Origin of the sequence: Sphingobium algorifonticola (assembly GCF_004005485.1) — a bacterium.
Classification (GTDB): Bacteria; Pseudomonadota; Alphaproteobacteria; order Sphingomonadales; family Sphingomonadaceae; genus Sphingobium; species Sphingobium algorifonticola.
The window spans coordinates 1-23908 of the sequence record NZ_RZUL01000005.1 but is presented as its reverse complement, the minus strand read 5'-3'; the positions used below and the strand labels follow the sequence as shown (position 1 = coordinate 23908).

Genomic DNA, 23908 nt, shown 5'->3' with positions numbered 1-23908 from the left:
AGTGCGGACAGCGCGCACTACGCTGCTTGCCCTGTCTCTTGCCGTCGCCGTCGGCCTTCACAGGACGGCGACGGCACAGGATCCTGCGGGCTATTCAGCACCCTTTGCAGACAGGCTGACGAACCGGGTCTTTCCATTGTTCGCGATGCTGCAAACGGCACCGGGCTGGGCAGATGCGTTGCGGAACGATCCCGTGCTGCAGAAGCTGGCGACTGATCGGGCGGCGCGCGTGCCACAAGGCGCCTGCAAACCAGCACCGCAGTGCCTTGCGGACGCATGGGCCTGGACCGCCGAGGACATAGCAGCGGTCGAAGCCCGGCTGCGAACGATCATGAGCAATCAAAAGGCCGCCGATGCGCTGGTGGACCGACAAATACGGGCGTCCGGACGGTTCGCGCGCCATGCTGCGCTGTCCGATGCGGACTTGCTCGCAGCCGCCTGGCGTGACGCGGCGATGGCGATGAACCGCGTCATCGATGTTTATGCCAAGGGGGTGCCGCCGCGCTATCCCGCTATCGATGCGTTCATCTTCGACATTGCCGATCCGAGGATGGTCGATGTGCTGAGCGCCCATGGGGTTGCGACGGCAGCGCAGACAAAGCCCAACGATCTGTTTTTCGAGCCGGCGCTGCGGTACGCCAACGGCCTGATGCAGATGAACGAACGCATCGACGCAGGCACGTTCCGGCCCTTGCTGGGCGGCGACAATGCGGACACCGTCCGCGCGATCGCCAGGATGAACTGGCGTGCCAAGCCCTATACCGCCCTGCTGGTGTTCGGCCACGGACCGGAGGATGTGCAATCGCGCACCGGGGTTATGGGCCATATCCGGCTGGCGATCGCCGCCGATCTGTTTGCGCGCGGGCTTGCCCCGTTCATCATCGTGTCCGGCGGCAATGTGCATCCCAACCGCACCCCGTTCAACGAAGCGGTGGAGATGAAACGGCTTCTGGTCACACAATATGGTATTCCGGCCGATCGCATCCTGATGGAGCCTCATGCGCGCCACACGACGACCAACCTGCGCAATTGCGCGCGTCTGCTGCTCGCAGCGGACTTTCCAGCCGACAAACCGGCGTTGGTGGTGTCGGATCACCGTACCATCCAATATATCGGCAGCAGCGAACTTGCGGAACGTAATGTACGCGAGATGGGTGTGCAGCCTGGTCGTCTCGCACCGGGGCCGGATCGCTTCACGCTGATCTTCACGCCGGATCCCGTCGCCTTTCACGTCGAAGCCGTCGATCCGCTCGACCCATGATTCGCATCGGTGCCATATTGCTCACCATGTGCGCCATCGGTCTTGCAGCGCCCACAGCGATGGCGCGCGAACCGGGTTTGCTGGTTGATCCCTTCGTCGGCACTCTGGCCGATTTCGGACAGCTTAGCCCAGCGGCGGTCGCACCGTTCGGCATGGTGCAGCTTGGTCCGGATACCGTTCCGGCCAATCATGCGGGCTATGACCATGCCGCCACGCAGTTGGTGGGCTTTTCCCACACGCGAGGCGTGGGCGTGGGATGTGGCGGAGCAGGAGGCGATGTCCGCATATCGCTGAACTATGCTGATGCGCCCATGCCTGCAATGATCGACAAGGCGCATGAGAAAGCGCATGCGGGCTATTATACCGTCATTTATGGTCCGGCCATCCGGGCGGAAATGACGGCAACCCGTGGAGCCGGGGTCGTACGTTTCACCTTGCCGAAAGCCGGACGCGTCATTGTAACAGTGGCGTTCGACCAGGGCTATTCTAAGCGACTCTCCTCGAAATGGCAGGCGCAACGCGATGGTGACCTGCGCGCGGACTTCTCCGCCGGCACGGTCTGCGACGTAGGTGCCTATAATCTCCATTCGGCCACGCGCTTGGTGCGTAACGACAGGGTTGTGAAATCAGGCTGGTCAGGCGATCCGGCGAAAGCGGCGCAGTTGTCGCTTTCGGTGCAATCTGGCGACGTCATCGAGTTGCGCACAGGTCTGTCCTCAGTCGATGCGGCGGCGGCGGCATCCGTTCGCGACAGCGAACTGGCCGATCATCCGTTCGACGCTATCGTTGCGAAGACTCTTGCCGCCTGGAACAGGGAGCTGTCCCGCATCACGTTCGATGGTTCGGCCGAACAGCAGGCGTTGTTCTATACGTCCCTCTTTCGCGTGATGCAGACACCGGTGGCGATCGCTGATCCCGATGGGCGCTTCCGCGGCAGCGACGGCCTGATCGCCCAAGTCGCGCCCGGCGATCAACATTATACAAGCTGGGCATTATGGGACAATTATCGCACCCAGATGCCTTTGCTCGCCTTGGTCGATCCTGCGCGCGCCGGGCAGATCGCCCGGTCGCTCGTTCGACTGTATCAGACGGGCAAGAAGCGGTGGGCCACGCCGATGGAGCCCTTTCTGACGGTCCGCACCGAACATGCCGGGATCGTTCTGCTCGATTTTCGCCGGAAGGGGATTGTCGATTTCGATGCGCAGGCGGCGCTGGCGGGGATGGTCGCCGAAAGCGATACGCTGGCCCGGAACACACCCGACGAGCAGATCGAAGCGGCCTACGACGATTGGGCCGTTGCCGAACTCGCATCTGATCTCGGCGAAACAGCCATCGCGCAGCGGTTTCGCATCAAGGCGCTTGCCTATCGGCCGATGTGGCTTTCGACTTTTCGAGAACTGGGTGAGGATGCCGACATCGTGAAGGCACGCGGCCTGTATCAGGGTACGCTGGCACAATATCGCTGGGCGCCTGTTTTCGATCTGCCCTGGCTGGCGAAAACATTGGGACCATTGTTCCGATCGGAACTGGACCGGTTCTTCGCAGACAATCTGTTCAACATGACGAACCAGCCCGACATCCATGTGCCCTATCTTTTCGCATGGGCTGGCGATCCGGCCGCAACTGAACGTACGGTGCGTCGCTATATCGAGCAGCCCGTGGCACACCGTTATGTCAATTCGGGAGTCCGCCCCGAACCGTGGATCGGGCGCAGTTTTGCGCTCGCGCCGCAGGGCTTTGCCGACGGGATGGATGATGATGCCGGGACGATGTCGGCCTGGTACATCTGGGCTGCACTGGGCATGTATCCCATCACACCCGGCGAACCGAAGTTCGTCAGGACGACGCCGATGGTTAAGAACATCAGGATTAACGGAAGGAGCATGTAGTAGATAGTCTTTTGAATTCGCAGGCCACACCCAATCAACTCACATGGGCCGCCGATATGAGTAGCCCCAGATACTGCAATTCCCCAGGCTCAGGCCTTATGGGTTGAGCCAGAAGATGACGATTGCTGCGATACGGATGGCGGACATGAAGGTGTGAGCGCATCGGTCGTAGCGGGTCGGCTATAGGCTAAAAGTGCTGTCGTCGCCCTCGCAATTGGCCCGCGATTTCTGATCTGCTAGAGCTGTGGAAAGGCATTGCCGATCACGACGTCGCGCTGAACGGTGGTCTACCGCGCGACTTGACCGCCCGCGAAGCTGGGCCATCCTCGTCGAGGCGTCGGTCTCATCGATAAAGACCAGCCTTTCAGGATCAAGATCAGGTCGGCGCTTGAACCAGGCCTGCCGCCGCCCGAGCATATCGGGCCGATCCTGCTCGGCGCGAACAGCGCTCCATGCGCCGCCCTCGGCATTTCGACCAGCTCGAAAAGGGTGATGTCGACTTAGCTCTCGATCGCTGTCAGGATCGCGTTGCGATACGCTTCAATCCGTTGAGAGCGCTTGTTGCCGCCTTGCGGCTTTGCCCTTGCCGTACCGCTCTCTCACCATTCACGGACTCGGCGCACGACACTTGCGACCGCGACCGCAAATCCTCGGATATCGGTTTCACTATGCCTGCTGGCCTCGGTATCCAGCAAGCACGATGAATCAGATTTCAACGTTTTTGGAATTTCTCGTGATTCTATCAGGTCGGATCATGCTCAAGCAACGGTCCATACTCAGGCATAGAGATACTCAAGGCGCAATGCGTCGTTTAGCGACGGGTATAATGCTTCTTGGCGGCGCTGGCGTAGCGTAAGCGACAGCTGAAACTCATCACCTTTGTCCGGCGTGGCGCACCATTTCGGTTCAACGCCACGGACGCCGAAGCTTGCCGCCTTTGCACCAGAGGTGTTGGTCAAGTTGCGCTAATGTCCGACAGCTTCAATCGCCAATCTTTCACGGTTGCCGCCAACGCGCTTTCCCAGTCGGTGGCAGACTCATTGAACTGGCGGTTCCAATCATCCTGGCCCACCACAAAATCCTCCGCGAAAGCATATTCCATCTCGACCATCTCGCCGGCGGCAGGCACTGCCAGACCCACGAGCCGCAGCATGAACCGGGGCGTCCGGCGAAATCGGGGCGGCGCGAGTCCCGCCAGCGCCGCCGCGTGCGTTGCGATTTCGCGAACGGTCCGCGTCTCTGGGCATGGCACGTGCCAGGCACGGCCCCAGGCGGCGGGCGCGCCACCCAGCGTTATGAGGGCAGCGGCAAAGTCCGGCAGATAGGTGAAGCTGTGGCGGGCATCGGGGTCACCGAACCAGTTGACCGGCTTGCTGGCGAGCAAATCCGGCCAGAACCTATCACCCAGTGCCGATTGCCGGACCGTCGGACCGAAAAAGTCCGACGCGCGGCCCGAGACTGCGCGGATGTCTCCGCCCGCATGTGCGTCGAACAGGCGGTGGCTCATGCGCGCGCGAACCGCGCCCTTGCGAGTCCGGGCGTCCAGCGGCAGCTTTTCCGTCAGCGCGCCTGCACGGCCATAGCCATACAGATTCTCCGCCGCTACCAGGACGGCTCCCGATCGCTGCGCAGCCGCAATCGCCCCTTCCTGAAGCGCCTCGAAGCTGCGCACCCAATGCTGATAGGGCGGCGCGGCGCAGAAATAGATGACGTCGGTTCCGCTTGCCGCAGCAATCGCGCTGTCGGGATCCGCCAGATCGGCTTTGACAGGTTCGACGCCGGGAACGGTGGCCGTGCCGCTGCGGGTCGCGATACGGACCGTTGCACCGCTCTCGGCGAGTTGACGCGCGATTTCGAGGCCGAGCGCGCCGGCACCGAAAACGACATGTGTCTGGGAGGAGGTCATGGTAGCAATCCTTCGATAACGCATTAGGGCAAAAGGAAGTCGGCGACCGGTCAGGATAGGCGCGACCGCCACAGCTTTACTGCGAGGGCAAGGGTCCAGAGCTGCCAGACTATGCCCGAGCCGGTGAGCAGGACAGGCGACTCAATGCCGACGACGGAGAGAAGAGTCGCAAGCAGCAGAAGCCCTGCCGCCATGCCGAAAATGCCGAGCATCCGCGCGCCCATTTTCAACAAGGCAGCCGACAGGAGCAGGGTCCATATCCCGGCAAACAGCCCAACGCCGAGGATCTCGCCGATCCCGCCGGCATAAGCGTTGAACGCCTGGTACACGACGCTGATGGCCGACCGGGTGGCGATGCTTGCGCCGGGCGCGGTGAAGGCGGTGGCAAGGCCCGGCATCACGAAAAGCCAGCGCGAAATGCCCAGTGCCTTTGCGAAACCCGCCAGTCCACCGAACAACAGCGACGTCCGCTGCTGCGGCCCCATGCCAAGGGCAACGGGAAGGATTGCCGCCGCGGGGATGAGCAGCAGCGCATGAATGATGTAGCTGAGATAACCGAGAAACACCGCGGACGCATGCGCGCGGATCAGCGGCAGGATGACTGCGGGTGGCTCGCCGAGCGAGGCCGGCCAGTTAATCGCCGGTGCCAGAATGAAGAACGCGGTCCACATCGCGATGAACTGCCCGGCGAGCAGCAGCGCGCCGGTGCGGGCGGCGCTGCGACGCTGATCGGCGGGGTGGAGCGGATGGCCCGGTTCGGCCGCGATAGCTGCTGCGTGGATCATGACGGTCCTCGGTTTTCTTGTGCGCCAAGGCGGAACTGCCTTGGGTGACTGGGCACTGCCGAAAACTTTGACCCGAGGCATTGACGAGGGGTAAGAATGCGTGACCGGGATTGTCGGGCCAGTGCGCTTTCACGCGAGTTGTTCACGTCGCGCCGGGCGTCTCGCGGGGGCCTGCGCGCTGCGATGCATGTGGGGAGGCGGCGATGGAATGGCCCACCCGCTTACAGGCTTGGCTTGGCATCAGCAGCGCTGCTGCGCAAAACACGCTCACTGGCGCAAAGCAAAGCTAGATTACAGTTTCGACTTGTCGGGTCGCGCCATCCGACCGCGGATGCGGGACAGGCTCTCGGGCGTGATGCCAAGAAAACTGGCGAGAAGATATTGCGGCACCCGGCGCACGATTTCCGGCCGGGTCTGCACATAATAGCGGTAGCGATCATCCGGCGACATGTTGAGCAGATTGGCGGCGCGGCGCTGCAAGCCCACAAATCCCGCTTCGATCATTTTGCGCCCGAAGCGTTCGGTGGCGTGATCCTCATCATATGCCCGCAACAGCGCAATTCGCGGCACGATCAGCAACACCGATTCCTCGATTGCCTCGATCGTCTGGGTCGCCGGCGCGCCCGTCAGGAAGCTGGCCGCGTCAGTCACCGTGCCGCCCTCGTCAAAGAACTGCCCGGTTCGTTCGTCTCCGGTTGCCTCGTCGAGATAGAAGTACCGAAGCAACCCTTTGTCGATATGGAATAGATATTCGGCAACGTCGCCGGCGCGCAGCACGGTGTCGCCTTTTGCCACATTGATAACCCGCGTCGCTGCCAAGAGCCTGCCTAAGGCCGCTTCGCCTGGTTCGACCGGATGCGCCTGTCGCCGGAGCAGGTCCAGAAAGCGGCCCGCTGTAGTGTCAGGATCCGGCAAGGTCACACGCTACACTCCGAAAATGCAATCCTGTGGGCCGTGATTACCCCCCGCCCGATGCAAGCATGATGAAAATGCGATCACGACACTATTCGCGTTGCATTCTTTCCGCCCGAGCGACCTTCGTCGCGGGCGCCATGCTATCGAGCGTTTTCAGGAAAGCAATCAGGTCGCGCTTGTTGTCGGCGCTCAGATGGACCCGCCGCATAGTCTGGCCGCGATCGGTGACATGGTCCGAATAATGATCGACGACCGCTTCGAGTGTGGGAAGCGAACCATCATGCATATAGGGCGCGGTCCGGCCGATTTCGCGCAGCGAGGGTGTACGAAAGCGATGATCGTGCGCGCGGCGGCCGGTGACGGCACCGCGCCCGCGGTCGCCATCCGGCAGGCCGATGTCATGAAACTTCTCGTCGGTCAGGTTCGCGCTATGGTGGCACGCGGCGCAATTGCCTGGTCCGGCAAAGACGGCGAAGCCACGCTGGGCCTCGACGGAAATGGCGTTACGATCGCCGCGCAGCCAGCGGTCGAAAGGGGTCGTCCCCGATATCAACGTGCGCTGATAGCTTGCGAGTGCATGGGCGAGATTGGTTTCGTTAACAAACGGCGCCTTGGGGAACGCCTCGGCGAACCAGCGCCGATAGTGCGTGTCGTCCCGAATGCCGTCTGTCACCGTCCCTGGCGCCCGGCCCATCTCTTCCAGCTGGGTGATCGGCATCAAGGATTGCGCCTCAAGGCTGGCAGCCCGACCATCGGCGAACAGCCTGCCTGCATGCCCGACATTCCAAAGGCTGGGCGTATGGCGCGGCAAGGGCGCGCCACTGCGCCCGGCCGTGCGCGGCATGCCGTCACCGAAACCGCGCGACGGCTGATGACAGGAAGCGCAGGATCGTGATCCATCGACCGACAGCCGGGTTTCGTGAAACAATGCCTCGCCCAGCGCGACCTTCGCCGCGGTCATCGGGTTGTTCCGGGGTGCGCGCATCGTGCGTCCGTCCGAGAAGTTGCGCGTCGCATAGTCCATTCCTCGATCCAGCGCATCGTGACGATAGGCGCAGGATACGACGAGGAGCGACAGAACAAGCGTGCATAAGGATCTCAGGCGGGGTCTCATGACTGGGCCGATACGACCGACGTAGACTGAGCGGGCGTAACCGGCCTGCTCAGCAGCCCAGTGGCCGTTGTCATCAAGATGACCGCGATAAGGCCGACGCTGCCGAGGAAGGCGCGGAGTTGTGTCTGATCCATATTCATGTTCGTCTCCAATGATCGGGTGGCGTGTTTGCGACACGCGCGTTGAGGGGGCCGCTTGGGCGGCGGAACATCGGCGTCGAAGGCGCGATCGTTGCGGTTCCGGCAGGTTCGATCGAAATGGCGGTCCTTACGGGCCTGCGTCCGAATATCCCGGCAGGTAGATGGGAGGGGCAGGCGCCGCTGCGGGCGGGCGTGCGGCAAACTGTGGCGACCAGTGGTCGATCCTGAACAGTGCAGCGATCGCCGCCCCGACAGCGGAGGCAATTCTCATCAGCGCAACCGGTGGACCCCCGATCATGAAGCCGTGGGCGTGAGACAGCGCCAGGAGCCTCAGGACATCGCGAATATCCCTGGGCGGAAGCCCGCCCTCTCGCGTAAGCGCATAAATCGTCTCGAAAAATTGTCCCGCGCGCAGGGCGGGCCACATTTCCACTTCGATCAGGACAGAGCCTGCCGGGCCGTCCGTGACAGCTGGTGCGTAGCTGTGCAGCGTTAGCGGCGGCACGTCGAGGCTATCGCCCGCGTTCATGTCAATGGACGTGCCATCGCAGGTCAGCGTCAGGCGCCCGTAGAGGACGGTGAAACGCTCGGTCTGCCACAAGTGCCGGTGAAGTGGGACGGGCGCGGCATCATGGCCGATATCTTCGTGAAACCGCAGGCGACCTGCTGGCGCACGAACAAAGGTCAACGCCTTGCCCGGCACGGCGAGCATTCCCCCGGCTGGCGGTTGCTCCACGACGATACCATGAGGGCGGCGCGCGTTTTCCGTCGCGTGTCTTTTCCAGAGCCTCATGGTGCTCATGCCTTCATGATACGGGTGGCGAGCGGCCAACGCGGGCTGCCGGATGGCGGGCTGGCAAAACCGAGCCGCGCGAACATCTGCACGCGCGATCCCTCGGGCGGCGCAAGCGCGTCATGGAGTTCGGTAAAGCTTGGCACCATTTCGGCATATTCCTGCAGCGCCTGACTGAACGGCTGCATGGCGATGCCGAGGCTCGTCGCGGCGAGATTCGCGCGCAGATAGCTGCGCCCCGCCTCCAGTTGAGCCTTCCGGTCGTTGCCGTCGGTCATGACCCAAACGAAAGCCATCGCTGTATCGAATTGCGGTCTTTGCGCCGCAAGCATTGACTGGAACCCCGACGATGCCGGGTCCGCCATCGCCTCTCTGGACAGCAAGCCGACTATCGAGAGGCTCTCCATCAGCGGGCCCGCCAGAGAGATGCCGTCAGGGTTCGCGATGATCTCGGCCTTGCCGATACGCGTCAGATCGATGCTTTCACGCGCGGTCGCCGATGTCTTGAGTTCGGTCGTCATCGCGCGCCACGCGATGCCCCTCAGCCGTTTGACCCGCTGCGGATCGGCCGTCCATCCCATGGCATCGGGGCCAGCGGCCTGCCGGATGGTCGCAATCGCCTCGGGCGCCACGGGGCGGCTCAGGTCATAAGCGGCGCGGTTGGTCCGACGCGCTCCGGCATGGACGAATAGCGGGTCGGATTTGGCCGTCCCCGCCGCGACTGTCATCCTGGCAATCGGCCTCGCATCCAAACCGTCGGGCGCACTTCCCGACGGAAAGGGCTCCGTGTCCAGCCGGATGCCCTCGGCGGCGACGGCCATGCGGGCAAGCTCAAGAAATGCGCCGAGGCCGATCGTGGTTTGACGGTCAAAGGGATCCGTATGGGGCAAGCGACGGTCATGCTGCGCGAAGACCGTGATGACGTCCGGCGCGCTCAGATCGACCATCCAGGGCTGACGGTTGTGCGGGTTGGGCGCGAGGATCGCCCAGCTCAGCCAGCGAATACGCGGGTCGTCGGACGAACTGCCCGCCATGTCCCATGCCGCGCGTGCCGCGGTCGGGTCACGCGTCAGTCCCCAACTGGCGCCGGCAGCAGAGATTGCCCCGCCACCAAGGATCGAAAGAAAGGTGCGCCGCCCGATCATATGAAACTCCGGTTTCCACTTACCGGGACGGCTTACCGCAGGGACGAGTCCTTCTCATTGACGCGGGGTAAGAATGGCCGCGCGATGGGAGATGGCGCGCAGGGCAAGGCCATCGTGACCCACCATTATGCATCGGCGGTCTTGGGCACCTCGTTCTCCGCCGGTTTGTGTGCACTGCGACGCGACAAGGCCTTCATGTACGGCGTTGGTGGAGCCACGTCCGCTGTGCGCTCATTTCCTCGCGCGCGCGGGCGATCGCCTCGGTTTCCGTGGCATCCAGCAGGCCGTCAATGACCCGGTAGAGATGGCGCCGCATCGCTGTTCGTGCGGCAGCCGGGTCGCGCGAGCGCAGCGCGTCCAATATCGCGCGATGGTCCGCGATCGTCGGCTTCATACCGTTACGCCGGGCCCGCTCCAGCATGACGTGCGACAGTGGCGCATTGTCGCGCATCGTCCAGAGTTGCTCCACCACGGCGATCATCGCGCCATTGTGCGTCGCTTGGGCAATGGCCATGTGAAAGGCGCGATCGGCCGGTTCGGCCTGAAGCCTGCTCGCCTGATTCTCGGCGATCATGTCGGCGAGTATCTTTTCCAGTTCCGCTATCTCACTATCGGCAATCTGCACGGCCGCGAGGGCAGCGGCCTCCCCTTCAACAACGGCACGCGCTTCGATGATGGCCAGGCTGCTCGTCTCGACATCTATCGCAGCCGGACCCTGTGGACGATCCAGAACATAGATGCCGGATCCATGCCGTGCTTCGACCAGCCCCTGGACTTCGAGGACGAGCATCGCCTCCCGAATTGTCGGACGACTTACGCCATAGTGATCGACCAGCTCACGTTCGGCGGGGAGCCGTTCGCCGGGCATGAATTGCCCATCGGCAATCGCGGATGCAATCGCCTCTGCGACAGCCTTGTATCGTTTGCGGTTTTCCATGTCCGCTCATTCCCTATGATGCGGCGCGATCAATTGACAAATCCCGTCGCGCTACCGTAATTGGCTTGACCACTTTACTCTACACAGCCGCGCGTACCGTCGCAATGCTGCCTTATCAACGCGTGATGCCGCCGATGGCGAAACCGTCCGGAGATTGTTCATGACCGATGCCGTCGCCCTGACGCTGGATCCCGACCGCCTGTTCCCCGCCGAATCCCGTGCGCGGGATATAGCCCGGCGTCTCTATGCCGAAATCGCCGACCTACCGATCATCAGCCCGCACGGCCATACCGATCCTTCGTGGTTCAGCTCCAACGCGGCGTTCACCGATGCGACAACCACTTTCCTGTGGCCGGACCATTATGTGACACGCATGCTCTACAGCCAGGGCATTGCCCCCGCGCGCCTGGGGATTCGGAGCGACAACCCTGAACTTCCGGCAGAGACCGACCTGCGCGCCGCCTGGCGGCTGTTCGCGGACCATTACCATCTGTTCCGCGGAACCCCGTCGCGTATCTGGTACGATCATGTGTTCGCCACCGTGTTCGGGATCGACGTGCGCCTTACCGGCGCGACGGCGGATCATTATTATGATCTGATTGGCGACAAGCTGGCATCAGAGGCTTTTCGTCCTCGCGCGCTGTTCGATCGGTTCGGCTTGGAAGTGCTCGCGACGACAGAAGGCGCGCTCGACGGGCTGGAGCATCATTCCGCGCTCCAGAAGGACTGGCACGGGCGGGTAATCACGACCTTTCGCCCCGACGATGTCATCGACGCGGATCGCGAGGATTTTGTCGCCAATGTCGATCGCCTGGGCGAAATCACGGGTGAGGATACGCAAGGGTGGCGCGGCTATCTCGCCGCGCTGGAAAAGCGCCGTGCCTTTTTCCGCGCGCATGGTGCCACGGCGAGCGATCACGGCCATCCCACCGCTGCCACCGCCGACCTGCCCCGGCACGAGATCGAGGCATTGTTCGCCCGCATCCGATCAGGTCGCGGCAGCGCCGCCGATGCGGAGCTGTTCCGCGCGCAGATGCTCACCGAGATGGCGCGGATGAGCGTGGAGGACGGCATGGTGATGCAGATTCATCCCGGTGCCATGCGCAACCATAATCCCTGGCTATTTGCCCATTACGGGCGCGACCGGGGTGCCGACCTTCCCGTCGCGACGGAATATGTCCGTGCGCTCAAACCTTTGCTCGACAGGTTTGGCAACGCAACAGACCTCTCGATCATCCTCTTCACGCTGGATGAGACGGTCTATGCGCGCGAACTGGCCCCGCTGGCCGGGCATTATCCTGCGCTGAAACTGGGGCCGTCCTGGTGGTTCCATGATAGTCCCGAAGGAATGCTGCGTTTCCGCCGCAACGTGACGGAAACAGCGGGTTTCTATAACACCGTCGGCTTCAACGACGATACACGTGCCTTTTTCTCCATTCCCGCCCGGCACGATGTCGCGCGGCGGATCGATTGCCACTTCCTTGCAGAACTGGTGACGACCGGTCGGCTGGCGGAGGATGAAGCGTTCGACCTCGCACCGCGCCTTGCCCGCGATTTCGCCAAGGCGGCGTACAAGTTGTGAGTATGCGCCTGTCGCTCGCAACGCTCGACCGGATACGGCCCGGCGTTACGCGGCCACCGTTCGATCCGGCACGGCTGGGCACCGGCATCGTCCATCTGGGCATCGGCGCATTCCACCGCGCGCATCAGGGCGTGTTCACAGAGGATGCCGTTATCGCCGACGGAGGCGCCTGGGGCATTACGGGCGTATCGCTGCGCCGCCCGGATGTGCCTGCGACGCTGGTGCCGCAGGACGGGCTGTATACCGTCGAGACGCTGGACACTGTGCCGCGCTACCGCGTGATGGGTATCGTGCGTCAGGCGTTGACTGCAACCGCGCAACAGGCAGAGGTGCTCGCCGCGCTGGCCGCGCCAACCACCCATGTCGTCACGCTGACCGTCACGGAAAAAGGCTATGTGCGCGATCCGGCCCGCCCCGCCGTTCCAGGCAGGCCATGGACGGCAATGGACTGGCTGGTCGAAGGGCTGGCGCTGCGGCATGCGGCGGGAACCGCGCCGTTTACCGTGGTAAGCTGCGACAATCTCCAGAACAACGGCGAAAAGCTGCGTGCCGGGGTGATAGCGATTGCGCAGGAGCGGGACGCCGCGCTCGCCCGCTGGATCGCGACCGAGATTGGCTTCCCCAATACGATGATCGACTCGATCGTTCCGGCAACCGATGCGGCATCGGCGGCAAGGGTAGCCGCGGCAATCGGTATGATCGACCACGCCAGCGTGCAGCGCGAACCTTTCGGCCAATGGGCGATAGAGGACCGTTTCACCGGCCCGCGCCCGGCCTGGGACAAGGTGGGTGTCGATATCGTCGCCGACGTCACGCCCTTCGAGCGCCTGAAGCTGCATGTGCTCAACGCGACGCACAGTACGCTGGCCTATATGGGCCTCGCCCGCGGGCACCTTTATGTGCTCCATGCGATTGCCGACCCTGGCCTGCTGGGCTTTGTCGAGCGGCTCGTCCATGAAGAGATTGCGCCGGCGCTGGCGCCGCTGGATGTCGCGGCTTACTGGCGCACGGTGCACGCGCGTTACGAAAATCCGATGGTCGATCATGCGCTGGAACAGATCGCGCAGGACGGATCGGCCAAGCTGGCGCAGCGGCTTTTTCCCCTGCTCACAGCCAATGCACGCAACGGGCTGCCGACCGCGTGCATGGCAAAGGTCGTGGATGCATGGCTGGCCTTCGCGCGATCTAGGGAGCATGTGATCGATCCTCAGGCCGCAGCTTTTGCCGCATGGCGAACCGGCGAAGCGACACTCGCGACGGCAGTTGCCGACCCGGCGCTGTTCCCAGACGCATTTCGAAACGACCGTGCCGTCCGGTCCGCAATGGGCCTTGCCGACACATGACCGTTCGGCTGATCCGCGTTCACCCGGATGACAATGTCGGCGTTCTGCTCGGGCCGGTTGACGCGGGCGTGGCCATGATCGGGCCGGACGGCGCGCTGATCGCGCAGGAGACGATCGCGCGGGGACACAAGATTGCGCTCGTCGATCTTCCCGCAGGCAGCGCGATCGTCAAATATGGCTATCCGATCGGATCGCTCGATCAGCCGGTCCGCGCGGGCGAATGGGTGCACAGTCACAATCTGACAACCGATTTGAGCGAAGGCGGGCCACAGCCGCAATTTTCAGGCTCAATCGCGCCTGCCTTGCCGCTGGCGTCGGACCTCACGTTTCAGGGCTACCGCCGCGCCGATGGCCGGGTCGGCACCCGCAATGAACTGTGGGTCATCAATACCGTCGGTTGCGTCAACCATGCCGCGACGATCATTGCGGAGCAGGCGCAGATACGGTTCGGGCATCTCATCGACGGTGCCCATGCCTTCGTCCATCCTTTCGGATGCAGCCAGCTAGGCGACGATCTTGCCATGACGCAGCGCATCCTTGCCGGATTGATCCGTCATCCCAACGCGGGCGGCGTGATCGTCGTCGGCCTGGGCTGCGAAAACAATCAACTCGCGGCGCTGATGGCCGCCGCGCGGGGCGTCGATCGCGCGCGCGTCCGTTTCTTCAACGCGCAGGAGGTGGAGGACGAAATCGAAGAAGGGCTGGCGGCCGCCGCCGAGCTGGTCGATGTCATGCGCCATGATGCGCGCACCCCCTGCCCCCTGTCCGATCTGGTCATCGGCGTGAAATGCGGCGGATCAGACGGCCTGTCGGGCCTCACCGCCAACCCGCTGGTCGGCCGCATCACCGATCGCACGACCGCGGCGGGCGGCACGATCATATTGAGCGAAGTGCCCGAAATGTTCGGGGCGGAACAGCATCTGCTGAAACGCGCCGCCGACCGCGCGACCTTCGACAAGGCCAATGCGATGATCGAGGGGTTCAAGCGTTATTTCATCGACCATGGCCAGCCTGTCTATGAGAACCCGTCGCCCGGGAACAAGGCTGGCGGGCTGACCACGCTGGAGGAAAAATCGCTGGGTGCCGTGCAGAAAGGTGGCGGCGCGACCATCACACAGGTACTCGATTATGGCGAGGCTGTCGGCAAAGGCGGCATGGCGCTGCTGCGATCGCCGGGGAATGATGCCGTCTCGTCAACAGCGGAAGTGGCAAGCGGCGCGACGCTGCTGCTGTTCACCACCGGACGCGGCACCCCGCTCGGCTTCCCGGTGCCAACGATAAAGATCGCCTCGAACGACGATGTCGCACGGCGCAAACCGCAATGGATCGATTTCAGCGCAGGGCCGCTGCTCGACGGCATACCGATGGATAGCGTTTCCCAGACATGCATGGACCTTATTCTCGCTATCGCTTCCGGGCGACGCCTTACCCGGAATGAGGAGAACGGCATCCGCGAAATCGCAATCTGGAAGGACGGCGTCACGCTCTGAAGGATGGGACAGACAGGGCCTCATCCTGTGATGGCAAACAAACAAGAGGGTTGACCGAGGGGGTGATGTAACCAAGGGATCGGCCAAACGGAGTTTACATAGACTATGCGTCGCGCCGCCCTGCTTCTCTGCCCGCTCGTCCTGCCCACAACTGCCATCGCGCAGGACGAAGCTACCCCGTCGATCATCGTGACCGGGCAAGGGTTGCCGTTGCCGCCGGGCACGCCGGCTTATGGTTCCGTCATCATTCCACGTGAACGGCTCACCGCCGTCGCATCGGGGCGGCTGGAAACGGCATTGGCGGACGTGGCGGGCTTTCAGCAGTTTCGCCGGTCGGACAGCCGCTCGGCCAATCCGTCCGCCCAGGGGGCGACCCTGCGCGCGCTGGGCGGCAATGCGTCCAGCCGCGCGCTGGTTCTGCTTGACGGTGTGCCGATGGCCGACCCGTTCTTCGGTTACATCCCGTTCAGTGCGATAGTGCCCGACCGGCTGGGTGCGGTGCGCGTCACGCGTGGCGGCGGCGCCGGTGCGTTTGGCGCAGGCGCGGTCGCCGGGACGATCGAGCTGGAAAGCGCGGCAGGTGGGGATATGCCGCGCTTTGCCGCCAACGCCTTGTATGGCAGTCGTAATGCGACGGAACTGACTGCCAGCGCCTCCCCGACATTGGGCGCCGGTCAGGTTACGCTTTCGGGCCGCTGGGACCGGGGCGACGGTTTCTTCACGACGCCGCGCAATCAGCGCACCATTGCAGACGTGCCCGCCCGCTATGACGGCTGGTCGACGAGCATACGGGCGGTGGTTCCGGTGAGTGCCGAAGTGGAGGTGCAGGCGCGCGGCCTGATATTCGATGATGACCGGACATTGCGCTTTGCCGGGACGGACAGCCATAGCGAAGGGCAGGATGCCAGCATTCGCGTGATCGCACGCGGCCGTTGGCAGGTCGATGCACTCGCCTATGTGCAGGCCCGCAACTTCAGCAACATCGTCATCAGTGCCACCAGCTTCCGCAAGACGCTCGACCAGCGGAACACGCCGTCCACCGGTATCGGCGGGAAGATCGAGGTGCGCCCGCCGCTGGGCGACGCCCATGTCCTGCGGATCGGCGCGGACAGCCGCCATGCCAGCGGCGATATGTTCGAGGATGCCTACAACGCCACAACCGGCGCAGTGACGGCGCGTCGCCACGCTTTCGGGCGGCAGGGCACGACAGGGCTATTCATCGAGGACGACTGGACTTTGGGCCGTCTTATCCTGACGGGGGGCGTCCGCGCGGATCGCTGGACGATCACCGATGGCCAGTTCGAAACGCGCAATGGCGCTGGCGCGCTGACAAGCGACGTCGTCTACCCCGATCGCGACGGCTGGCGATTCAGTGGCCGTGCGGGCGTCTTGCTGCGTCCGGTCGATACCATTGCCTTACGCGCGGCGGCCTATACCGGCTTCCGCCTGCCGACGCTGAATGAACTCTATCGCCCCTTCGCCGTGTTCCCCGTCACGACGCAGGCGAACGCCGCCCTTGCGCTCGAAAAGCTGAAAGGTGCGGAAATCGGGGCAGACCTTACGCCACTACCCGGCGTGCGCATGGGCATCACCGCCTTCCACAATCGGCTGGAGGATGCCGTGGCCAATGTCACGACGGGCGTCAATCTGCGCCAGCGCCAGAATGTCGACGCCATAGTCGCACGAGGCATTGAACTGACCGGCAGCGCCCGGCACGGTCCCTGGTCGCTCAATGCGTCCTATGCGTACAGCCGCGCGAAAGTGGAGGCACCCGGCAAGGCGTTCGACGGGTTCGTTCCTGCGCAGACGCCACGCCATGCGGCCAGCGCAACGCTGGCATGGGAACCGGCGCCTGATGCCCTGCTGTCGACAAGCCTGCGCTACGTCTCCCGCCAATATGAAGACGATCTGGAAACCGATGCCTTGCCCGGTGCGATCACGGTCGATGCGACCGCGCGCCTCCCACTGATGGCGCGCGTGGCCCTTGTGGGTCGCGCAGAGAATATCTTCGACAAGGCGATCGTAACGCGCAATGTCGCTGGCTCCATTGATCTTGGCACGCCAAGGACATTATGGATCGGCATCAGCATTACCGGATAAGGCGCCGGGTAGCGTTACAAGGAGTTGGCAGGCGCATGTCGCAGGATCTTTTTCCCGTTCCTCCCGAATGGCGCGCCAACGCCCGGCGCAATGCGGAAAGCCGCGCGGCCGAGCATGCCCGGTCGCTGGCCGAACCGGACGCCTATTGGCTGGAACAGGCGCAGCGGCTCGACTGGATCACGCCCCCTACCCGGGCCGACGAAAGCAGCTTTGCCGAAGGGGATTTCGGTGTACGCTGGTTCAGCGACGGGGTGCTCAACGTCTCGGTGAACTGCATCGACCGGCATCTGGCGGAGCGCGGGGACACAGTCGCGATTCTATGGGAATCGGACAATCCGGCGGAAGCCCCGCGTCGCTACACCTATCGTCAGCTTCACGCCGAAGTCTGCCGCTTTGCCAACGTGCTGAAAAGCGCAGGTGCGAAGAAGGGCGATCGCATCACCGTGTACATGCCGATGGTCCCGGAAGCGGCGTTCGCCCTGCTCGCCTGCGCACGGATCGGCGCGATCCACAGCGTCGTCTTCGGGGGGTTCTCGCCCGAGGCACTGGCGGGCCGTATCACCGACTGCGACTCTACCATCGTCATCACAGCCGACGAGGGGCGCAGGGGCGGCAAGACGATCGCACTGAAGGCCAATGTCGACAAGGCGCTGGACCTGTCCGCCTGCGTGCAAAAGGTCATTGTGGTGCAGGCGACCGGCGGTGCCATAGCCATGCGCGACGGGCGGGACATCTGGTATCACGAGGCGGCAGCCGACGCGGCGTCCGATTGCCCGGCCGAACCCATGCAGGCCGAGGATCCACTTTTCATCCTCTACACATCCGGGTCCACCGGCAAACCCAAGGGGGTGTTGCATACCACCGGCGGCTATCTGCTCTGGGCCGCCCTGACGCATGAGCTTTGTTTCGACTATCGTCCCGGCGACATTTACTGGTGCGCCGCCGATATCGGCTGGGTCACGGGGCACAGCTACATCGTGTACGGTCCGCTCGCCAATGGCGCGACTACGCTGATGTATGAAGGGTTGCCCAATTGGCCAACGCCGGGCCGCATCTGGCAAATCGTGGACCGGCACGCCGTGCACACGCTGTTCACCGCGCCAACGGTGCTGCGTGCCCTGATGAAGGAAGGCGACGGGTTCGTCACCGCCACCAGTCGCGCATCGCTTCGCCTGCTGGGTACAGTCGGTGAGCCGATCAATCCTGAGGCCTGGCGCTGGTATCACACTGTTGTGGGCGAAGGTCGCTGCCCGATCATCGACACCTGGTGGCAGACCGAGACAGGCGGCGCGATGATCGCCCCGATGCCCGGCGCAACCGACCTGAAACCAGGTTCCGCAACACTCCCGATGCCAGGTGTCGATCCCCAGATCGTCGATGCCGATGGCAAGGTGCTGGAGGGCGCCGCCGAAGGCAATCTGGTGGTCACACGCGCCTGGCCCGGGCTGATGCGGACGGTCTGGGGCGACCACGATCGCTTCTTCCAGACCTATTTCACGACCTATCCTGGCAAATATACCACCGGTGATGGTGCCCGGCGCGATGCCGATGGCTATTACTGGATCACCGGTCGCGTCGATGACGTCATCAACGTGTCCGGCCATCGCATGGGCACCGCCGAAGTCGAAAGCGCGCTGGTGCTTCACCCGAAAGTCGCCGAGGCCGCGGTCGTCGGCTTCCCGCACGACATCAAGGGCCAGGGCATTTACGCCTATGTCACGCTGAATGCCGACGAAGACCCGTCGGACACTCTGCGCCAGGATCTCGTCAAATGGGTCCGCACCGAAATCGGCCCGATCGCCACGCCCGACGCCATCCAGTTCGCGCCGGGCCTGCCCAAGACCCGGTCGGGCAAGATCATGCGACGCATTCTGCGCAAGATCGCCGAAGGGGAAGTGTCCGCTCAGGCACTCGGCGACACATCGACACTGGCCGATCCGGCTGTCGTCGAAAATCTTGTGCGTAACCGTGTCGTTTGACCCTGGCCTGCTTTGGGATCAACGGGGCATCGCGAGCGCCAGTCCGCAAACCATTGAAGCAAAGCTTGATTTACATTTACCTGCAATCGATTAAAACGATTGCAGGGTGCGGGGTGTCGGGGGTTGCTGGCAAGGCGCGGGTCGCAAGGAACGCCGGTCAGCAACCCCTTGATGATCAATCGTTGCGCACGTCCGCACCCGTCATGGTCGCAATGGCTGTGGCCAAACCGGAACAGGCCTCAGGATAGTCAGTGGGTACGGCCAAGGGTGTGGGCAAGGTCCATACGGAAAACGCGAAGCGCCGGAAGGAGCGAAGCTGACAGGCCGACCGCTATGACGGCCAGAACGATCCCGATTTCACCGGGCACCGGCTCCCAGGGTTGCAGGCCAAGTTCCTTGAAGCTGACGAACAGTTCTGTAGCAACCGCCAGCCCTATATGGCCGATCGCGACGCCGACTGCCGCACCAAGCAACGCAGTCAACAGGCCCTCCGCCAAGACCACGCCGAACACCTCGGCCCGGGACGCGCCCATCACGCGCAGCAGCGCGAGATCGGCCTCGCGCGCCGACGCGGCATTCAGCAAGGTGACGAAGATCGAAAGGCCCCCGATCAAAGCAAGCAGCCATGCGAAGAGACGTGCCCCTTCGATACCGGCACCCAGCAGCCCGAGCAAACGGCTCAGTTCCACGGCAGGCACAGCAGCCTGCATCGACGTCTGGCGGTTGATCATCGGCGGTATCCGCACGGCCGCAGCCGGAGACCGATAACGCACGAGGAGTGCCGTGACCTCCCTGTCGGCGTCGGCTGTAGCATGCGTATCGTGGTCCTCATCTTCATGATCCGGCGCGGCCTCATCGGCATGGTCCGCCGCTGCCGTCTCCTCATGGCCGATACCGTGGACCTCCCAGACCGTCTCGATGGATGTCAGGACAAGCCGGTCGATGACCGTACCCGTGCGCTGCAAGATACCGACCGTTTCGAAGGGATGGCTGTCGTGATCGCTGCTGCCGTCCCCTGCGGACAAACCATGGCTGCCGAGAAACTTCTGGCCCAGCCCGGCACCAAGGCGGGATGCCGCTTCAGCCCCCAGCACGACTTCGCCATGCTCACCGAACATGCGGCCCCGGTCGATCCGTGCGCCGTAGAGGTCGATATAGGCCGGCTCGGTCCCGACAATCCGGTAGCCGCGGAAATTGTCTCCCAAGGCCATGGGAATGACCTGTGCGACCATTGGATTACGGCGCAACAGAGCGATACTGGACAGGGGGATATTACCGGTAGGCTGGTCCATCTGATAAATTGCGGACAGGATGAGTTGAAGCGGCGCACCCTTGGCACCGACCACCAGATCGATTCCCTGCGCATTGCGCGAAAGCCGCTGCGAAAGCTGGGACGACACGACCAGCAACATGACCAGCGTCGCCACCGCGAGAGCAAGCAAAAGGATATTGAGTCCCGTCATCAGCTTGCGGTCGGCCATATAGGCAAGAGGCAGGCGTAGCATCATGTCGAAGGCGTCGCTGTTTGCGCCAAGGTGATGCTGCGCGGAATGAAGTCCTGCAATCGACGATCATGGGTGGCGATGATCAGGCTGCTGCCCTGCACAGCGGCATGATGCAGCAGCAGGTCGGCAACCCGCATGGCATTCCCGTCATCCAGGGCGCTGGTCGGCTCATCCGCCACGATCAGCGTCGGACGCGTGATCAGCGCGCGCGCGATGGCCGCGCGCTGCGCTTCCCCCTGGCTCAGGGAACGCGGCTGCGCGCTTGCACGATGGCCGATTCCAAGCGCATCGAGCATATGATCGATCGCCTTGTCATCGGCTTGTCCCAGGGCAAGCCGTTGCGTCAGCCGCAAATTGTCTCGGATACTGATGGCCGAAATCAACCGCAGCGTCTGGAATATAACCGCGACATGCCGCCTGCGGATGGCATCATGTCCGCCATGGCTTGTATCGGCGACATCCTCACCGGCGATCATGATCGTACCGCGATTGGGCTTGAGCAGGCCGATGATCAGGTTCAGCAGCGTCGTCTTGCCGGAACCGGACGGACCCAGCAGCAGCAGATGCTCGCCCTTGTCGACCGTGACCGAAAAATCCTGCAGAATGATACGATCACCATAGGCCTTGTCCACGCAACGCAAGTCAAGAGCCACGGGCATGCGGACGGTTCCTCGCTACGGTCGGCAGTGATGCAGGCTGCAACCTTGCGTCAGGACAAGTTACTGCGCGTCGGCCCGCGCCACGGTGGTCGGTGCCGGATCGACCTTGAAACGCGTGACGAACTGCGCCCGCGCCTTGTCGATCTGCGCGGCATGATATTGCGCTATGGCGCGCTGCTCGGCAGCGAACTGCTCCGCCTCGGTCATCCCGCTATAGTCGATATACGCCAGAAAATAATTGTCAGCGCCGCCATGATCGGCACAGGCGAACGCCGGTGCACCGGCCGCCAAGGAGAGCGCCGCAGCAGCAAGACAGATGCGCCTGCCTCTGTCCGTCCCTGCCATCCATGCTCCTGATTGTATTACCATGGTCAAATCTCCCGGCCCGCGCGCAGGCTGTAGAATATGCCGCTCTCGTCTTGTCCGCTCAATATCAATGTGCCTTCGAAGGACTGCACACCTTGCTTGACGGCGATCGGCGAAGTGGTCTTGACCTCGATGAACTGCGTCGGGGCCGGGTTAAGGTGAAACGGGCAGTCGGGCGGATAAGCGAGCAGGACGAAATGGGTCTGCTTCGCGGTGTTTTGCAGAGGCATCACATAACCACTGACCTTGATCCGCTTGCTGGCGAGCGCCTTGACGCGCGGCGAAAATGCCGGTCGGGAATAGATGATCCCGGCCGCCTGACGCTGGATTTCCTTCGTGCTTTCAAGCACCGACCAGGGGATGCCGCCGGGTGGTGCGGCCGCCGGTTTCCATACGCTTTCGCCAGGCTGAAGATTGGAGGGACGCTGCGCGAGCACAGCCGACCCTGCCCCAAACCCGGCAGTTACCAGCCCTATCGCGAGAATTGTTCGACCGATCAGAAGCATCTTCCACGTCCTCAGCGATATAGTATATCATGAGTTTTTAGTGGCCTACTGTCAATAATCATTCAGGATGATATCCAGCAGCAGGTTCATGTCATTCTGGAACGCACGGCGGCGCTTAATCCGCCATCTGGCCATCTCGATACACCCCGCATATGACTAGGCCTGCGCCATGACAGCGCATGGCAAAGCAGTCTGGGGGCATAATGACATATTCTGGAAAGACGGCACGAACCGGGGTGATCCTCAGGGTCGGACTGGCACTGGCCGTGTCGGGCGCCCTCGTGCCCATGGCAGCCCCGGCAGCGGCAGGTGCGCCTGAACCCATCGGCATGATCGATGGCACACCGATCATCGACCGGCTGGATGCCGCCGCCTTGCCGCCGGGACAGGTCCACCGCTTCTGGTTCCGCGTTACCGACAACGGCATTGCGCAGGGCTGGCACGTGCCGGTCATCGTGGTGCGCGGCACATCGCCCGGCCCTCGCCTGTTGTTGACGGCCGCAATCCATGGCGACGAGCTGACCGGGATCGATGTCATCCACCAGTTGACCGCGAGAATCGATCCGACGACACTTCATGGAACCGTGGTCGGCGTACCCGGGCTCAACATCCCCGGATTGCTGCATCACAGTCGGGGCTTCACGCCCGACGACGGAAGGGACGGCGAAAACCTCAACCGCCTGATGCCGGGCAAGGCCGATGCCGGCGCATCGATCGGCAGTCGCTATGCATATCGGCTGTGGCACGGCCTGTTGCGTCCCAATGCCGATACGGCGATCGACCTGCATACCCAGTCGCGCGGCACCGAATATGTCATGTACGCCTTTGCCGGATCACCCCGCGCGCGGGAGATTGCGGCACTGATCGCGCCTGACATCATCAAGCTTGACCCCGGCGAGAAAGGCACTGTCGAACTGGAGATGCTGAACGACGGCGTGCCCGCCATCACGCTGGAACTGGGACGCCCTGAAATCTTCGACGCGACCATGGCATGGCGAGCCGTTGAGGGCATCGGAAGAGTAATGATCGACCTGAAGATGCAGGCCGCCAATAGCGCCCCTGCCGCCGGAACAACGCCCTATGTCGCCAATGCCATTGTCCCCGTCCGCGCGACACGGGGCGGCTTTGCGCATATTCTTGCGCCGCTGGGCAGCGATGTGGTGAAGGGTCAGGCCGTCGCGACCATATCCGATGCGTTCGGCAGGATCGTCGAAACGGTCAAGGCACCGGAAAGTGGTCGGGTCAACACGATCGCCACCGACCCGATGCGCGATCCGGGCGACATGCTAATGCGGATTGTTTTCTCGTCACCTGCCCCTGAATGTGCGCAGGGTTGCTGAGGCGGACCGGATTGCCTCTTTTTTTGCTGGTTGCGGGAGTAGGATTTGAACCTACGACCTTCAGGTTATGAGCCTGACGAGCTACCGGGCTGCTCCATCCCGCGCCACCAATATTGGTCTCAGGAGGAGACGGAGGGGTAGTCTCCGCAAGCC

At 63.2% G+C, this 23908-nt stretch carries 20 protein-coding genes and 1 tRNA gene; 8 read left to right on the top strand and 13 right to left on the bottom strand.

Annotated elements, in window-relative coordinates; genetic code table 11:
- The first annotated feature begins 1 nt into the window (after window position 1).
- Both ENE74_RS13565 and ENE74_RS13560 read left to right on the top strand, forming a co-directional pair.
- Window positions 2-1261, top strand: coding sequence for a YdcF family protein (locus tag ENE74_RS13565; protein ID WP_241242000.1), 1260 nt, complete (start codon window positions 2-4; stop codon window positions 1259-1261).
- Window positions 1258-3150 (top strand): glycoside hydrolase domain-containing protein, encoded by a 1893-nt coding sequence (locus ENE74_RS13560; protein ID WP_127691480.1) that lies wholly within the window; start codon window positions 1258-1260, stop codon window positions 3148-3150. The genes ENE74_RS13565 and ENE74_RS13560 overlap by 4 nt, the downstream gene beginning before the upstream one ends.
- A gap of 776 nt (window positions 3151-3926) precedes the next feature.
- Here the strand turns inward: ENE74_RS13560 and ENE74_RS13550 are convergent.
- The 8 genes from ENE74_RS13550 to ENE74_RS13515 form a co-directional block, all read right to left on the bottom strand.
- Entirely contained in the window at window positions 3927-4109 is a 183-nt protein-coding gene (locus ENE74_RS13550) for a hypothetical protein (RefSeq protein WP_127691479.1), read from the bottom strand.
- Window positions 4106-5056 (bottom strand): NAD-dependent epimerase/dehydratase family protein, encoded by a 951-nt coding sequence (locus tag ENE74_RS13545; protein WP_164847481.1) that lies wholly within the window; start codon window positions 5054-5056, stop codon window positions 4106-4108. The genes ENE74_RS13550 and ENE74_RS13545 overlap by 4 nt, the downstream gene beginning before the upstream one ends.
- 50 nt (window positions 5057-5106) lie before the next feature.
- Window positions 5107-5841: a DUF4386 family protein gene (locus ENE74_RS13540; RefSeq protein WP_164847480.1), complete on the bottom strand. Its 735-nt coding sequence runs from the start codon at window positions 5839-5841 to the stop codon at window positions 5107-5109.
- 291 nt (window positions 5842-6132) lie between these two features.
- Complete coding sequence (locus ENE74_RS13535; RefSeq protein WP_127691476.1) at window positions 6133-6762, bottom strand: Crp/Fnr family transcriptional regulator; 630 nt, start codon at window positions 6760-6762, stop codon at window positions 6133-6135.
- An 82-nt stretch (window positions 6763-6844) separates the two neighbouring features.
- Window positions 6845-7780, bottom strand: coding sequence for a cytochrome-c peroxidase (locus ENE74_RS13530; protein WP_164847479.1), 936 nt, complete (start codon window positions 7778-7780; stop codon window positions 6845-6847).
- Window positions 7781-8137: 357 nt separating this feature from the next.
- Window positions 8138-8812, bottom strand: coding sequence for a cupin domain-containing protein (locus ENE74_RS13525; protein WP_127691474.1), 675 nt, complete (start codon window positions 8810-8812; stop codon window positions 8138-8140).
- Window positions 8809-9948 (bottom strand): Acg family FMN-binding oxidoreductase, encoded by a 1140-nt coding sequence (locus ENE74_RS13520; protein ID WP_206517720.1) that lies wholly within the window; start codon window positions 9946-9948, stop codon window positions 8809-8811. The genes ENE74_RS13525 and ENE74_RS13520 overlap by 4 nt, the downstream gene beginning before the upstream one ends.
- 193 nt (window positions 9949-10141) lie before the next feature.
- Window positions 10142-10885, bottom strand: a complete 744-nt coding sequence (locus ENE74_RS13515) for a FadR/GntR family transcriptional regulator (protein ID WP_127691473.1) — start codon at window positions 10883-10885, stop codon at window positions 10142-10144.
- A 160-nt stretch (window positions 10886-11045) separates the two neighbouring features.
- Here ENE74_RS13515 and uxaC point away from each other — a divergent pair, with 160 nt between their 5' ends.
- The 5 genes from uxaC to acs all read left to right on the top strand — a co-directional run bounded on the left by uxaC (window position 11046) and on the right by acs (window position 19379).
- Window positions 11046-12467: a glucuronate isomerase gene (gene uxaC / locus ENE74_RS13510; RefSeq protein ID WP_127691472.1), complete on the top strand. Its 1422-nt coding sequence runs from the start codon at window positions 11046-11048 to the stop codon at window positions 12465-12467.
- Between the two features lie 2 nt (window positions 12468-12469).
- Entirely contained in the window at window positions 12470-13810 is a 1341-nt protein-coding gene (locus tag ENE74_RS13505) for a mannitol dehydrogenase family protein (protein ID WP_241242015.1), read from the top strand.
- On the top strand, window positions 13807-15300 hold the full coding sequence (locus ENE74_RS13500; RefSeq protein ID WP_127691470.1) for a UxaA family hydrolase: 1494 nt from the start codon (window positions 13807-13809) through the stop codon (window positions 15298-15300). Before ENE74_RS13505 ends, ENE74_RS13500 begins: the two co-directional genes overlap by 4 nt.
- A 105-nt stretch (window positions 15301-15405) precedes the next feature.
- Entirely contained in the window at window positions 15406-17400 is a 1995-nt protein-coding gene (locus tag ENE74_RS13495) for a TonB-dependent receptor (protein ID WP_127691469.1), read from the top strand.
- 35 nt (window positions 17401-17435) lie between these two features.
- Window positions 17436-19379: an acetate--CoA ligase gene (gene acs, locus ENE74_RS13490; protein ID WP_127691468.1), complete on the top strand. Its 1944-nt coding sequence runs from the start codon at window positions 17436-17438 to the stop codon at window positions 19377-19379.
- 248 nt (window positions 19380-19627) lie between these two features.
- On the opposite strand, the gene ENE74_RS13485 is transcribed toward acs, so the two are convergent.
- Genes ENE74_RS13485 through ENE74_RS13470 form a run of 4 tightly spaced genes read right to left on the bottom strand, consistent with a single transcriptional unit; the run spans window position 19628 to window position 22415 of the window.
- On the bottom strand, window positions 19628-20887 hold the full coding sequence (locus ENE74_RS13485; protein ID WP_241241999.1) for an ABC transporter permease: 1260 nt from the start codon (window positions 20885-20887) through the stop codon (window positions 19628-19630).
- Window positions 20884-21543 (bottom strand): ABC transporter ATP-binding protein, encoded by a 660-nt coding sequence (locus ENE74_RS13480; protein ID WP_127691467.1) that lies wholly within the window; start codon window positions 21541-21543, stop codon window positions 20884-20886. Before ENE74_RS13480 ends, ENE74_RS13485 begins: the two co-directional genes overlap by 4 nt.
- A 60-nt stretch (window positions 21544-21603) precedes the next feature.
- A complete protein-coding gene (locus ENE74_RS13475; protein ID WP_127691466.1) occupies window positions 21604-21888 on the bottom strand; it encodes a hypothetical protein in 285 nt (94 codons plus the stop codon).
- Window positions 21889-21914: 26 nt separating this feature from the next.
- Entirely contained in the window at window positions 21915-22415 is a 501-nt protein-coding gene (locus tag ENE74_RS13470; protein ID WP_127691465.1) for a DUF3299 domain-containing protein, read from the bottom strand.
- Between the two features lie 203 nt (window positions 22416-22618).
- On the opposite strand from ENE74_RS13470, the gene ENE74_RS13465 reads away from it, so the two are divergent.
- A complete protein-coding gene (locus ENE74_RS13465; protein WP_164847478.1) occupies window positions 22619-23755 on the top strand; it encodes a succinylglutamate desuccinylase/aspartoacylase family protein in 1137 nt (378 codons plus the stop codon).
- 27 nt (window positions 23756-23782) lie between these two features.
- Here the strand turns inward: ENE74_RS13465 and ENE74_RS13460 are convergent.
- A tRNA-Met gene (locus ENE74_RS13460) sits at window positions 23783-23859 on the bottom strand.
- Between the last annotated feature and the right edge of the window lie 49 nt (window positions 23860-23908).